Annotated in this window: 12 protein-coding genes; 8 read left to right on the forward strand and 4 right to left on the reverse strand. The window is 48.4% G+C overall.

Annotated elements, in window-relative coordinates; genetic code table 11:
* The first annotated feature begins 74 nt into the window (after positions 1 to 74).
* From mtnK to JAO78_RS10990, 7 genes are all read left to right on the forward strand, one after another.
* Positions 75 to 1268: an S-methyl-5-thioribose kinase gene (mtnK, locus tag JAO78_RS10960; protein WP_226751394.1), complete on the forward strand. Its 1194-nt coding sequence runs from the start codon at positions 75 to 77 to the stop codon at positions 1266 to 1268.
* Between the two features lie 149 nt (positions 1269 to 1417).
* Entirely contained in the window at positions 1418 to 2098 is a 681-nt protein-coding gene (locus tag JAO78_RS10965) for an ABC transporter ATP-binding protein (RefSeq protein WP_226751395.1), read from the forward strand.
* Positions 2086 to 3027, forward strand: a complete 942-nt coding sequence (locus tag JAO78_RS10970; RefSeq protein ID WP_226751396.1) for an HlyD family secretion protein — start codon at positions 2086 to 2088, stop codon at positions 3025 to 3027. Before JAO78_RS10965 ends, JAO78_RS10970 begins: the two co-directional genes overlap by 13 nt.
* Before the next feature lies 1 nt (position 3028).
* Positions 3029 to 4024 carry an HlyD family secretion protein gene (locus tag JAO78_RS10975; protein WP_226751397.1) on the forward strand — a complete coding sequence of 332 codons (996 nt, stop codon included), beginning with the start codon at positions 3029 to 3031 and terminating at the stop codon, positions 4022 to 4024.
* Entirely contained in the window at positions 4024 to 5205 is a 1182-nt protein-coding gene (locus JAO78_RS10980) for an efflux RND transporter periplasmic adaptor subunit (RefSeq protein ID WP_226751398.1), read from the forward strand. Before JAO78_RS10975 ends, JAO78_RS10980 begins: the two co-directional genes overlap by 1 nt.
* Position 5206: 1 nt before the next feature.
* Positions 5207 to 6442: an ABC transporter permease gene (locus JAO78_RS10985; RefSeq protein WP_226751399.1), complete on the forward strand. Its 1236-nt coding sequence runs from the start codon at positions 5207 to 5209 to the stop codon at positions 6440 to 6442.
* Positions 6443 to 6454: 12 nt separating this feature from the next.
* Entirely contained in the window at positions 6455 to 7363 is a 909-nt protein-coding gene (locus JAO78_RS10990) for a sialidase family protein (RefSeq protein WP_226751400.1), read from the forward strand.
* A 21-nt stretch (positions 7364 to 7384) separates the two neighbouring features.
* Here the strand turns inward: JAO78_RS10990 and JAO78_RS10995 are convergent, their stop codons facing one another.
* Positions 7385 to 7984, reverse strand: coding sequence for a redoxin domain-containing protein (locus JAO78_RS10995; RefSeq protein WP_226751401.1), 600 nt, complete (start codon positions 7982 to 7984; stop codon positions 7385 to 7387).
* A 40-nt stretch (positions 7985 to 8024) separates the two neighbouring features.
* Positions 8025 to 10085 carry a protein-disulfide reductase DsbD family protein gene (locus tag JAO78_RS11000; RefSeq protein ID WP_226751402.1) on the reverse strand — a complete coding sequence of 687 codons (2061 nt, stop codon included), beginning with the start codon at positions 10083 to 10085 and terminating at the stop codon, positions 8025 to 8027.
* 228 nt (positions 10086 to 10313) lie between these two features.
* On the opposite strand from JAO78_RS11000, the gene JAO78_RS11005 reads away from it, so the two are divergent.
* Positions 10314 to 12554 (forward strand): TonB-dependent receptor, encoded by a 2241-nt coding sequence (locus JAO78_RS11005; RefSeq protein WP_226751403.1) that lies wholly within the window; start codon positions 10314 to 10316, stop codon positions 12552 to 12554.
* Positions 12555 to 12606: 52 nt separating this feature from the next.
* On the opposite strand, the gene JAO78_RS11010 is transcribed toward JAO78_RS11005, so the two are convergent.
* Positions 12607 to 14166 carry a serine hydrolase gene (locus JAO78_RS11010; RefSeq protein ID WP_226751404.1) on the reverse strand — a complete coding sequence of 520 codons (1560 nt, stop codon included), beginning with the start codon at positions 14164 to 14166 and terminating at the stop codon, positions 12607 to 12609.
* Between the two features lie 12 nt (positions 14167 to 14178).
* The gene (locus tag JAO78_RS11015) at positions 14179 to 14796 is read right to left on the reverse strand and encodes a flavin reductase family protein (RefSeq protein WP_226751405.1); all 618 of its coding nucleotides are present in this window, start codon (positions 14794 to 14796) and stop codon (positions 14179 to 14181) included.
* Between the last annotated feature and the right edge of the window lie 74 nt (positions 14797 to 14870).

A 14870-nucleotide genomic window follows, 5' to 3' on the forward strand; every position in this document is an offset into this window, starting at 1 on the left:
TGGCGTTGCAGACGTCTATAAGGTTTGCGATTATGCTGCCACGCGTTTTTCTTCTCAAGTAAATAGGTAACCCGATGACTGATTACCGCATTTTCAATAACGACGACGCCATGCGTTTTGCCGACAAGCACAGTGAACTCTTTGGCGATCACAGTAAGCTGTCTGCCGAAGAGTTTGGTGACGGCAATCTCAATTTAGTGTTTCGTGTGTCGAATGATAAAGGGACTTCGCTGATTGTAAAGCAAGCCCTGCCCTATGCTCGCTGTGTGGGCGAAAGTTGGCCTTTAAGCACCGACCGCGCCCGCATTGAAGCGGAAGTATTGCGCGTACATGCGCGTTTTTGCCCTGAGCATACCGTTGAAATCCGCCATTTTGATGCTGAGCTGTCGGCCATTCTGATGGAAGATTTAAAGCAATATACCATCTTGCGCACGGCACTGATTAAAGGCAAACAGTATGAGCATGTGGCAACGCAAATTGGCCATTACTTAGCGCACACCTTATTTTATACCAGTGATTTTGTGCTGACGGGGCCTGCAAAAAAAGCTGCAGTGGCGCAGTTTATTAACCCCGATCTTTGCCAAATTACCGAAGATTTATTTTTTACCGATCCCTACTGCAATCACGAGCGCAATAACATCCATGATTTGATTATCAGCACCGCGCGCGAGCTATGGCAAGACGAAGCGCTACAAGCGGAAGTCGCCGCACTAAAAGCCGACTTTTTATCTAAGCCACAAGCCTTGTTACACGGCGATTTGCACAGCGGCAGTATTTTTGTCAATGCTGAAAACTGCAAGGTGATCGACGCCGAATTTGGCTTTTATGGCCCTATCGGCTTTGATGTTGGCTCGTTACTGGCTAACTTTTGTTTGAACTATCTTGGTTGCGCTGGGTTACTGGCAGATACCGAGGCGGTCACTGAACACCAAACCTATGTGCGCCAACAATGCCTAACACTGTGGCAAGTATTCGCTGAACAATTTAGCCAGTTAATGAGCCAAGACAGCCAAGATCCGATGCTGCGTAACAGCTTGTATCAAAAACAATTTTTGCAGCAGGTTTTTGCTGATGCCATTGGGTATGCTGGCTGTGAACTGATCCGGCGTACCGTAGGGTTAGCGCATGTGGCCGACTTAGATAAAGTCAGCAGTGAGCAACAACGCGCCAGCATCGAAAAACAGGCTGTCGAGCTTGGCCGCCGTTTTATTACGCAGCGCCAAAGCCTGAACAGTATTGAGCAAGTTTTAGATTTATTGCCTCTTTAGGCCGAGTTAACCCCTGCCCAAGCGACACTGAGCGCAGGGGTTATTAAAGCCAAGTTTACATTTAGTTACACTATAGCTACCTACTAAACTGGTTCTTGCACTGCACCTTATGCCAAACTGCCATAATGATTTTGTTGTAAGGTTGCTCCATGATAAGCGCTCAAGCGTTAAGTAAAATTTTTGGTAGCGGTGATACTCAGGTTGCAGCGCTACGACAGGTCAGTTTAACCATCGCAGAAAATGAATTTGTGGCCATTATGGGCAGTTCGGGTTCAGGCAAATCAACACTGATGAATATTTTGGGTTGTCTCGACACCCCGAGCAGTGGTCAATACCAGCTTGCCGGTGCTGATGTTAGTGCGCTGAATGATGAACAACTCTCGGCCATGCGCAATCAGCATATTGGTTTTATTTTCCAATCATTTCATTTGCTCCCCCGGCTAAGTGCCGCAGAAAACGTAGCGCTGCCCTTACGCTATACCGACACCCCCGCCATTGAAGCGCTACAACGTGCAGAAGCGTTATTAGAACAAGTTGGGTTAGGCCATCGCATGCATCATAAGCCAGCAGAAATGTCAGGTGGCCAGCGCCAGCGGGTCGCGATTGCGCGTGCACTGATCAACAACCCCAAAGTGATTTTTGCCGATGAACCTACCGGCAACCTAGACAGTAAAACCTCAGTAGAAATCATGCAATTACTCACCAGTCTCCACCAGCAAGGCAATACCGTCGTGATGGTAACGCATGAAGATGACATTGCCGCTTATGCCCAGCGGGTTATTAGAATGCGTGACGGCCAAATACTTGAGGACAGCCAATGTTCGGTTTAAGTTTGATCCTGGCCACCACTCTGAGCCAGCAAGTACAAAGTGAATTACCGCTGTTGCTTACCGGCAGTTTAGTGTCTGAATATCGGCAAACCATTGTCGCGCCAATGAGCGACACTTGGCGTATTCAAGTGCAATGGCTAAAACCCGAAGCAGAAGCGGTTAAAGCCGGCGACTTGGTGGCAGTATTTGATGCCGGATCCATTCAAGCCAACATTGAACGGCTCAAAAACCAATTAGTCAGCACTCAAGAGCAATTAAAACAACTCGAAAGCCAACAAGCCTTAAAGGTGATGGAAGCAGAGTATGAACTGCAGCGCCGCGAATTATTATTAGAGAAAGCCAACATTGACGCAGCGGTGCCTAAAACCAACCTCAGTTTGTACGACTATGAAAATAATCAGCTATTACAGCAACGTGCTACTACCGAATTGCAAAAAGCCCGGGAAACCCTCGTTACTGCCAAGCAAGAACAACAAACCACGTTATTCAAACAGCAACTGCAAATTGATAAAACAGCGGCAGAGCTCGCTGAAGCAGAGTTAAACCTGACCAAAATGAGCGTGTACGCTGAACGGGACGGCGCCATCAGTTATGGCTTACATCCTTGGTATCGCACCAAATTATTTGGCGGTGTTACCGCACAGCCCGGATGGTCGATTGCTGAAGTGACAGAATTAAATGGCCTTTATGTTGAAGCCTGGGTACATGAAGTGGATGTAGCGCGTTTGCAGCAAGCTAAACACATTAGCGCTCGTTTTGATATTTCCCCTGAGTTGCAATTCCCCGTAACACTGCAACAACTGGCTGGTCAAGGCGAAAAGCGTCAAGCCTGGGGCAATGCCTTGTATTATCGAGCGCAATTTAGCGCGAGCAACCTACCCATATCTCAGCCGTTGCTGGGCATGGGCTTGCTATTAGAGGTACGCTAACATGCCATTTCGACTGTTACTCTCTAGCCTGGTTTGTTTCGGCTTGATTAGCTGCACACCCGCACCAGAAACGAGCAATAATGAGCAACAACGCCAAACGGTACGAGCAACGGGTCAGTTAGCCGCAGCCACTTTTTTTACCATCACCCCTCCCAGTGTCGGCCGCTTATGGCAATACAATATTAAAGAAATGGCGCCAGAAGGCAGTTTGTTGCAACAAGGCATGCCGGTAATTGGCTTTGATAGCCAAAGCGTACAAGACGAGCTGCGTAATAAAAATATTGAACTGCGCAGTGCAGAGCAAGAATTAGCCAACCGTTTAACCGCTGATGAACAACGTTTTGAGGAATTAAAACTGCAATTAGCCGAACGCAAAAACGACCATGATCGTGAACAGCGTAAGGCCGAGATAGTGGATAACTCGCGCTCTGAAAATGATCGCCGCAAGTCGCAAATCGACTTCACTATTGCGAAAAGCCAGTATCAATTAGCACAAAGCCGCCTAGATTTTCATCAACAACAGCGCGATGCCGAGCAACAAATTATTTCCTCGAAAATTGCCCGCCTAAGCGCCGAGGTAGAACAATTAAAACGGGAAGTCGCCTCGTTAAAAATTAGCGCGCCCTTTGCCGGCATTATGGTATATGTACCCAATTATAACGGTGAAAAGTCATCGGTTGGCGATACCGTTCAGTTTGGCCAACCCATTGCCGAAGTTAGCCAATTAGAAAGTTTGTATATCAAAACAGAAATTGATGAAGTTGATTTAAAGTACCTTCGTAGCGGCCTTACGGTGCAAATTACCTTGGATGCCTATCCCGAGCGCAACTTTAGTGGTGTGCTTACCGATTTAGGTACTGCGGTGCGCAACAAAACAGCCGAAAATCTTAGCCGAGTCGTTGATGCCAGTATCAAACTCGATGAAACAGATTTGGCTATTATGCGCCCAGGTATGAGTGCGCGCTTACAAATTCGTTTAGCGGCAGGAGGTGAATAATGCGCTTTGCCGTTATGTTAGCCGGAAGTTTGCTTCTGCTCAGTGGTTGTAGTGAAACCGATGAGAACGCAGCCTTATTAACACTGCAATCGAGCACGCTTGAACACCGCATTCAAGCTGAAGGGGAGTTATTTGCCGTTAACGCCATTAGCATTAATGCGCCTCAAAGTACCCGAGGCCCCCGTTTTATTGCCGAGATCACCCCAGAATACAGCAGTGTTTCACCCGGAGATTTGGTGATCCGTTTTGATGCGACGCAGTTAGAACGCAGCCGGCGTGATGCCAGTAATGCTTTATCTGGCGTGCTGGCCGATCAAGACTTTAAAGGCACTCAGCAACAAGCGGAACTGTCCACTATTGGCTTAGATCAGCGCCTTGTGCAGCAAGAATTTGCTTTTGCCGACCGTTTTAGTATTGATGATATCCAAATACGCTCACGCCTAGAAATCTTAGACTCGATGCAAAATAAAGAGTTTTTAGGTGAAAAGCAGTCTTACTTAGATTGGCAACAACAAAGTTTTGCCAACCGCTCGCAAGGCGAACTCGACTTGCTACAACTGCAAAAAGGGCAGCAACAAAGCTTACTAACCCAAGCTGAAACGGGCTTAGCTGCACTCGAAATCCGCGCTCAACACAAGGGTATTTTGCTGTATGACAGCAACTGGCGCGGTGAAAAACCCGAGGTGGGTCGGATGGTGTTTCCCGGCGAAAAGCTGGGCAGTATTCCAGACTTAAGCTTACAACATGTCAAACTGCTGATTATTGAACAAGAGTCGGTTGGCTTAGCGGTCGATCAACCGGTGTTTTTTCGTTTAACCGCTCGCCCAGAGCAAGTACTTGAGGGCCGCATCCAAAGCGTGGGTCAAGTGGCGCAATCGCGCGAACGTCGCGATCCGCGCCGCTATATTGAAGTTATCGTGGCACCAAGCGCCCAACAAGATTTCTTTTTACCGGGAGCAAAAGTACGCGCTGAGATTTTAGCTAACACCTTGCCGGAGGTGTTAGCGCTACCCTTGCAAGCCATTTTCAGCGATGAAAAAGGCCAATATGTGTGGCAACAACGCGGCGGCAGTTTGCAACGACAAGCCGTGAGCTTAGGTGCTAAAAGCCTAACACACGCCGAAATTATCGAAGGCCTAAGCGCCGGCGATCGTATCAGCTTATTGCCACCGGAGAACTAACATGAAACATAGCGCCATGCTAAAAGATACCTTGGCCGAGTTGGCACAACATAAACTTCGTACCTTTCTAACCTTACTCGGTATGATATTTGGTGTAGGTGCGGTAATTGCGATGCTCAATATTGGTGAAGGCGCCGAACGCGAAGCCTTAAAAACCATTGAAACCATGGGGCTGCGCAACATTATTGTTGAGAGCAAAACCTTTGACGAAAAAACCTTATTAGAGCATCGCAAACATTCTTTAGGGCTGAGCCAAAGCGATCTGCAAGCGGCCGTGACAACGCTACCTAACATCACCGGCTTTAGCGCCGAGCGCCAGCTCGAAACCTATGCCATTATCAGCCACAGCGGTAAAAGCGAAGGTTTAGCCGTGGGTGTATTACCCAGTTATATGGCACTTAGTAGCTTGCCATTTGCTAGCGGCCGTAACTTTACCGAGCAAGAAGACCTGTATGCCGCACAAGTGGCCGTGCTCGGCTCACAAATGGCCGCTAATTTGTTTCCTGAAGGCGATGCACTTGGCCGTTATGTTAAAGTCAATCATGTCTGGTTAGAGGTTATCGGCGTGTTGGCCGAGCCCTATAACAGCCAAAACGAATTTCAGGGTATTAAGCTGGGTGGTGAACAAAACCAACTGTTTATGCCGCTACAAACCGCCCGCAGCCGCTTTCGCAGTATTCCTCTGGATGCCGAACTCAGCTCGTTTCGTTTGCAGTTAAGCGAAGGCGCCAATAGCGCCGTCGCAGCCCGCGCCCTAAACTATTTATTGCAGCAACGTCATAATGATATTGATGATTTTCGCTTAATCGTACCCGCGGCGTTATTAGCACAGCAGGAGCAAACACAAAAAATATTTAATATTGTGATGTCCTGTGTGGCGGGTATCTCGCTGCTGGTGGGCGGTATAGGTATTATGAATATCATGCTGGCCACGGTGTTAGAGCGCACCAAAGAAATTGGTTTGCTGCGAGCCATTGGCGCCACGAAACGCGATATTAAACTGCAGTTTGTTGCCGAAAGCTTCACCATTGCTATTGTTGGCGGCATCGCCGGTATTCTGTTTGGTATTATTCTCTCTGAATTAATTGCTTTTTATTCTGGTTGGGCCGTGTCCTGGTCAATCCCGGCCATCGTGCTAAGCTTTAGTATCTGTGCCCTAATCGGTGTCGCTTTTGGGGTGTATCCTGCCATTAAAGCCTCAGAGTTGGATCCGATCACGGCCTTACAAACAGATTAATACGGAGTCACCATGCACAGTCGCTGTATTTGGCAACAAGGTGAGCACAATGCCTTTACCGACTTAATTGCTTGGCAGGGTGCGCTGTGGTGTGTGCTTCGCGAAGCGGCTGACCATGTTTCTGGCGATGGCATGTGCCGTTTATTACGCTCACAAGATCAAGGCGCCAGCTGGCAAGCTGTGGCCTGCATCGTTGATCCGCAGGCCGATTTGCGCGATCCTAAATTTAGCCTACACCCTGATGGCCGGCTGTTAATCAATGGTGTAGCCGCATTACATGATAAAAGTGCCGGCAGTCATCAATCATTTATTTGTGCATCGTCTGACGGTATCAATTGGTCTGCTCCGCAGCCCATCGGCGATATAAACTATTGGCTCTGGCGCATCAGCTGGCAGCAAGATACCGCATACGCGCTTGCCTATCACGTTAAAAGACCAACCCTCTCCAGGCTTTACTCTGCTGATGCCACTCTAAAATTTACATCATTACAGGATGTTTATCAGGGCAGCTATGCCAATGAAAACCATCTCCTTTTTTTAGAGGCAAACGATGTAATATGCTTATTACGCCGCGATCCTGAGCCGGGATTGTTAGGCCGAAGCTCAGCACCTTATTCCGATTGGCAGTGGACAACATTAAGCGCCCGCATTGGTGGTCCAACTTGGCTGAAACTGCCCGATCAGCGCGTAGTGGCGTGTGTCAGATTATATGATGATAGGGTACGTACTAGCCTCTGCGGTATTAACATGCAAAGCGGTGAGCTAACAGAATGGCTAACACTACCCTCAGGTGGTGATTGCAGTTACGCAGGGATGGTATTACAAGATGACAAGCTGTTAATCAGTTATTATTCGTCACACGAGAGCAAAACGGCGATTTATTTTGCTGCAGTGGCGCTCAGTGAGCTGCCGGCTGCTTGAAACCGGCAGCATACTCACCTCTTAGTATTTAACGCTGCAACCATAAGGCTTAGTCACCGCAGGATCCGGCGTTTGACCGGCTAATACTGCGGTTGCAGCATTAGCGAAATACGGTGTAGCTTTAGCAATATCATCTACTTTGGCAGACGGGATGCTATCAATGCCACCCATATACTGCAGCACACCGGCTTTATCAATTACATACATATGTGGTGTGGTACGCGCATCATAGGCTTTACCCATCACACCACTTTCATCAAATAACACCGCTGTTGGCGCGGCACCACGGCTTGTGGTCAGTTCAGCTGATTTTGCGCCATCAATGTGGCCTTGACTGCCGGGCTTAGAGGAAATCACACTGAGCCACACTACGTCTTGCTCGGTATAGGTTTTTTGCAACTGCTGCATATTGCCGTTGTAATGTTTGACCACAAACGGACAATCATGATTGGTCCACTCTAATACCACCTCTTTGCCAGCAAAATCTTTTAGGCTGTGTACCTTACCGGTTGAGTCTTTTACCGTAAAGTCAGGTGCTGGCGCACCTACTTGCGGTGCTGCAAACAGGTTAGCCGCAAACAACGTAGCAGCGACTGCTGCAAGTAATGTCATTTTTTTCATAGGGTTAACTCCTGTAAATGTTCAAATAAATGAAGCGGTGTTATTGACGACTTAACCGCTCTAAGGTTTGCCTGAGCGTATCAGGCGTTAAAATCTGTGGTAACACTTCGGCAGGCTGCCCTGGCCAATACAACACATACAACGGCACACCATCACGCTGATACTGATGCAAATAGGCCGTGATATCGGCATCTTGTCGCGTCCAGTCGCCTTTTAAGTACGTTACATCGTACAGCGCTAACGCCGCTTTACTGCTCTCGGTATTCAGTGCCACTCGCTCGTTGACTAAGCAGGTAATACACCAATCAGCGGTCATATTGACTAATACCGGTTTATTTGACGCTTGTAGCTCGGCTAAACGTTGCGGGCTCCATGCAGACCAATGTTGTTGTTCCGCATTCGCGGTTGTAGTTGAAACAGTGGGTAAAGGTAAACTCACCACATACAAAGCTAGCACCACCAATAACACGGCAAAAATAGGCTCGGCGCTACCTTGGCGCCGCATTTGCCAACGGCCCCATAACCAACACGCTGCAGCAATAGCCACGGCACCACACAGCAAAATGGCCAAGGCATCAATACCAACTTGTCGGCCAAAGACCCAAGCCAGCCAAACAGCGCTTAAATACAGTGGATAGGCCAATAATTGCTTTAAGGTCTCCATCCAGGCGCCAGGCTTAGGTAAGGCTTTTGCCAAGCGAGGCATATAGGCAAGTAACAAGAAAGGCAGCGCCATGCCTAAGCCCAAGGCTACGAAAACCAACAAGGCTAACAACGGAGGTTGCGTCACGGCATAACCTAACGCGCCGCCCATAAAGGGTGCGGTACAAGGGCTGGCGACAATCACTGCCAGAACGCCGGTAAAAAACGAGCCCTTACCGCCTTTTTGCTGGGTTAAGTCGCTGCCGGTATTCATCAAGCCCAAGCCAAACTGCACCAAACCCGACAAACTTAAGCCCAAGGCAAATAACAGATAAGCCAGTGCCGCCACGAGCCAAGGGCTTTGTAATTGAAAGCCCCAACCGACCGCACTGCCGGCACTGCGCAGGGCTAATAACACTAATGCTAAAGCGACGAAACTGAGCACCACCCCCAAACTGTAAAACAGGGCATCTGAGCGCTGTTGTTGCTGCGATCCGGTATTACCCGCAATACTCAAGGCTTTTAACGATAATACCGGGAACACGCACGGCATGAGATTCAAAATAAAACCGCCTGCTGCGGCCATTAATAACACCAACCACAGCGTTGGCACTGTTTTCGTGGCAGGGCTGCTACTTGCAGCACCATCACTGGCCACTTGCAATTGCACACTGTACCCCTGCCCGGAAGCGCTCACTAACACCACTTCAAATTGCTCTGGCGCACCGGTAAAGTAAGTGTTCAGCGGCTGGCGTAAAATCCACTCCCCTTCACTGACTAATAATTGCTGCGGCGCGGCGTGATCGACAACTTCAGTGGCGCGCACGAAGAAATGTTGAAAATCGATATCAGGCAAGCCACTGATCGCGGCTGACAAGCTGCCTCCGGCAATATCATATTGACCGCTGACCGCAAGTACATTGGGCTGACTCACTTTACCTAGGTTGATCAGGTCAACGGCGGTTTCTGACACGATAGCTTGTGCAGCCACGGCCAAAGTCAGTTCAAAACTGGCTGAGGTGGGAATACAAATCTCTTCACAAACCAGCCAATCAACATTCGCCGCAATGTTTAGCTCAGTAGCGGCGTAATCTGCCGGTACGGTTAATTCGCTCAGCAATACGGTGGGGCCGCCGAAACCGTAATTCATTAAAGGGGGAATAGAGAATTGCTGAGGTGTAGGCCATTGAATGGGGCCCGCCGTCACGCCTGCGGGTAGCTGCCAATCAATACTGGTGGGTAAGCCTGAGTCACCTGGGTTAATCCAGTAGGTGTGCCAGTGTTCGTCAGGGATAAAATGCAAGGCGAGTTGCAGTGTTTGCCCAGGCTTTACCGTTTGGTATTCACTAACTAACTCAGCACGTAAATGCTGTGCAGGTTGCCAACCGGTGGTATGTGCAAATAACCCAGGGCTAACACCCAAAAGCACAAAGCACCACAAAGCCGTCAAAAAACGCATCGTCTTATCCTTTAACCATTTACGCTGTTTACGTTATTACAACACCGGCGATCACTTTACTAGTGATCCTGTTGAAAAATTCGGCTAATTGCAGCAAAAAACACGATAAGCTGGTATATTAACCGCCGCTTTTAACCATGCCACTGTGGTCACTCCAGCACGGCATCGTTATAGGCACATAAACTCATAAAATGACGATTCGCTCACAACTTAAAAGGTGCAATGTTAATGACCCCATTCAGCAAATCTGCCCTAGTCGCTGCGATGCACGCAGCACTGTTCGGTGCAACACTGGGTTTTTCTCCTGCTCTGCTGGCGCAGGAAAGTGACAAAAACCTAGAAACTGAAGAAAAACAACTGGAAACCATCACTATTACCGCACAGCGTCGCAGCCAAAGCATTCAAGAAGTGCCAATCTCTGTGGCCACACTGTCTGGTGAAAAGTTCGACAGTATTTTCTCATCGGGTGATGACATTACCGCTTTAGCGATTAAAGTGCCCGGCCTTTATGCCGAAAGTTCGAACGGCCGTGCCGCACCACGTTTTTATATTCGTGGTTTAGGTAACACCGATTTCGATCTCGCTGCATCACAACCTGTATCTATCGTCATGGATGATGTTGTTATGGAAAACGTGATCTTAAAAAGCTTCCCGTTGTTCGACGTCGAACAAGTTGAAGTGATCCGTGGTCCGCAAGGCACGCTGTTTGGTCGTAACACCACCGCCGGTATCATTAAATTTGATACCGTTAAGCCACGCCAAGAATTCGATGCTTATGTAAAAACGACGGCGGGCACCTTAGGCAGTGCACACTTTGAAGGTGCTGTCGGTGGCGGTTTAACCGATTCACTCTCGGCGCGTTTGTCATTGTTGTCACAACATCGCAGTAACTGGATCGACAACAGCTTTACTGGCCAAAATGATGTGATGGGCGGCTATGATGAGCGCGCGGCACGTCTACAATTCTTATTTGAATCAGATGCATTTGATGCCTTGTTAAATGTGCATAATCGTAACTACGACGGCACATCAACCATGTTCCGCAAAAACATCCTGACTAAAGGCAGCAACGAGCTCAACAACAATTACGATCGTGATGTTGTCGCTTATGATGGCCCGGGTAATAACCGTCAAAACTATGATGCTTGGGGTACCTCGCTGAAAGTTGACGTGAAATTAGAAGAAATGACCCTTACCTCTATCACCGCATTAGAAAAAGCCAGTGGCGGCGGTATTGGTGACATCGACGGTGGTAATGTGAATGAAGCGGGTGATGCTGCAGTAGCCGATGCCGTTACTGAAGATCAACTGAATGGTCTGCGTCAATTTACCCAAGAATTCCGTTTAGCCAGTGATACCAGTAATGCGCTGAGCTGGCAGGTCGGTACTTACTATTTTGACTCATCTTTTGCGGTGAATACCGTTGATGGTTTCTTTGGTGCCACCGAAGTATTTCACGGCAATACTAGCTGGGCGTTATTTGGTCAAGCAACTTATCAACTCACCGAAAAGCTAACCGTAACGGGTGGCTTACGTTATACCGATGATGAAAAAACCTTCTCGGTTGGCCAACAAAACGTTGATGGTTTTGCAGTAGTGATTGGTTTCGCGTCTGAGCAACAATATGACCCGATCAAAGTAAAAGACGATCAATTAGGCTGGGAATTAAGCGCTAACTATCGCTTAACCGATACGACTAGCTTATTTACCCGCGCCGCCGAAGGTTTCCGTGCGCAAACTATCCAAGGTCGTGATGTGGCATTTGAAGCGCCGCCGTCAGTCGCCGGTGCAGAAACCATTACCTCATTTGAAGTGGGTACTAAGTCTGACTTACTCGACAACACCTTACGCTTAAATGCTGCGCTGTTTTACTACGTCATTGATGATATTCAATTATCAGCCATTGGTGGTGAAACCCAAGGTAACCAGCTAATCAATGCTGACAAAGGCACAGGCTACGGCTTTGAAGTAGATTTTGACTATCGGGTATTAAAAAACCTGATGTTAGGGGGTGGTTTTAGCTATAACAAAACCGAGCTAAAAGACGACAACCTGACTATCGCACCTTGTGGCTCTGGGCAGTGTACGGTGTTAGATCCGGTGGTAAATGGTTTAGCGTTAATTAACGGCAACCCCTTCCCACAAGCACCAGAAACCATCTTAACCTTGAATGCACGCTACGATTATCCGTTAGAAAGCGGTGAAATCTATGTGTATGCCGATTACCAAGTGCAAGGCGACACCAATTTGTTCTTGTATGAATCAGCAGAATTCAACAGCAAAAACAATAATGAAGCTGGCTTACGCGTGGCCTACGTTAACTACAAAAACAGTTATGAAGTCGGTGTGTTTGGCCGCAATATCACTGATCAGGACAACCTGAAAGGTGCCATTGACTTCAGTAACCTGACTGGTTTTGTCAACGAACCACGGGTATTTGGTATCGACTTCCGGATGAACTTCTACTAAGTCATACCCGCTCATGAAAAAGGCAGCTTCGGCTGCCTTTTTTGTTTCGCCGTTACTGTTTGTAAAAGTGCATATCCCGATATTCGTGGCGCTCGCCAGGCTCTGCTGCATAAGGCTCTAACCTAAAGCCGGTGACTTGCCGCAGATTATTCATCTCAAAATGGATTAACGCATTGCGCGCGACATTGGCATCATCCCACTGCACGATAAAGCTATGATCGGCAAACGGCTGCAAACTGCCTTGTAAATTAATCATTTTGACTGACTGCAAACGCAAACCGCTATCCGTTTGGCTGATTTCAATGCCACCAAACCATTGGTCCGCATAGTTGCCTGCGTAATCTTGTAATGCCAACAACACCTCACCCGTACCCACCGGTTGCGGCGGCGCTGCGCGCTGTGCCAAGGCTTGTCGTTGATCGGCATAATAACTGACCCAATCACGTTGCAGTTCAGGCGCTAGATAATGCTTTAACACCGTTTGCACCACCGACTGGCGTGCACCACTGTTTGAGCCATTATTTAATACCACAATCCCCAACTGCTGCTCTGGCACTAACAACACATGCGCCTGAAAACCCGATAAGGTACCGGTATGATGAATCACTTTGTAACCATGCATATCAGCCATGCGCCAGCCCATACCGTAGGCACTAAAATGGGTGAAATCTAATTCCAAATCGAGTGAACTGACGGGCATCAGCGTTTGCGCAGTCCACATTTGTTGTAACTGCTGACGACTGACCGGCCCCGCTTTTGCGGTACGGACATCGGCTTGAGCCAATAAAAAACTTAACCATTTCGCCATGTCGGAGGCGCGACACACCACACCACCTGCAGCTGCGGCCATCAACATTTTACCGTCAATCGCATTTCGTGGGATCGGCAAAAAACCCGCTTCGGCACGAAACTCATACGGTAGTGCCGCTTCGGCTAAGGCGCTATCAGGCACGGCACCGGCATAACACTGCATCTCCAGCGGCTGAAAAATTTGCTCGGCAACAAAATCCTGCCAAGGCTGGCCACTGACTTTGGCCACTAATTCGGCGGCAGTGATATACAGCACATTACTATAAGCATATTGGCTGCGAAAACTGCTTAACGGTGTTAAGTAGCGTAAATTGTTGATCACTTCATCACGACTAAAACTACTGGGCTCAGGCCAAATCATACTGTCGCCTGCGCCACTGGCTAAGCCACTGCGCTGACTCAATAAATCACGTATCGTAAACTCGGCAGTGACCCAAGCATCTTGCAATCGAAATTGCGGTAGATGCTGTATGACTTTGTCGTCCCAATTTAACTTCCCGGCATCCACTAAGATCGCCACACTGGCAGCGGTAAACGCTTTGCTCGCAGAGGCCAAGCGAAAGTATGTCTCCGCGGTCACTGGCGCTTGGGCACTCATATCACGTTCACCATAACCCGCCTGATGCACCAATTGGCCATCTTTAATAATAACCACAGCCATCCCCGGCGTATCAAACTGCTGCAGCGCCGCGGGCACCACTTGCGCCAAATCGAGCGGGACGGCTTCAGGTGTTAGCGGTTCAGCCTGTAACATCGCCGCCGTGGTTAAGCCTAACAAGAATGTGCAGAGTTGCCGTTGCATCACAGTTTATCCTTAAATTTTTGGTCGCAATAAGCTAAATTTATTCGCGGCATTTAACGTGTAATAATCACCAGGGCCACCCGCCCGCAATACCGGATCTGCAGCCAAGGTGTCATACACTCCATCAATTAATAACGATGACGCAATATGCACCCCGACTACCTCTCCAAGCACCAACCAAGTGGGTACCTGCTCGCCATTCGCTGCCTGTAAAGGGATTAACTGGCTTAGCTTACATTCAAATCGCACAGGGCTTTCGGCTACCTGCGGCGGTTTAATCAATTTAGACGCCACCATCGTTAACCCCGCCAAGGTAAACTCATTCACGTCGGCGGCAACACTGGCACTGGTTTGATTCATCGCCTCCACCAAAGGTCGATTCACCAGGTTCCAACAAAATTCGCCTTGCTCGGCAATATTTTGTACCGAATCTTTCCAACCGGTGCTGGCAAAGCCAATAATCGGTGGCTTATAGTTAAACAAATTAAAAAAACTGTAAGGTGCCAGATTAACCTGCCCAGCATTGCTAATGCTAGAAATCCAACCTATGGGCCGTGGCGCAATAATGCTATTAAACGGGTCATGTGCTAAACCATGCCCCTGCTGTGGTTCAAAAAAATAATCAGCCATGCTCTTCCTCTATACTCTGTCGCTAGACCTCGTCTAGCAAACGCAAGCAACTTGCTTTTAGCCTGCCAGCAATC

The organism is Alishewanella maricola (genome assembly GCF_016343785.1).
Lineage (GTDB): Bacteria > Pseudomonadota > Gammaproteobacteria > Enterobacterales > Alteromonadaceae > Alishewanella > Alishewanella maricola.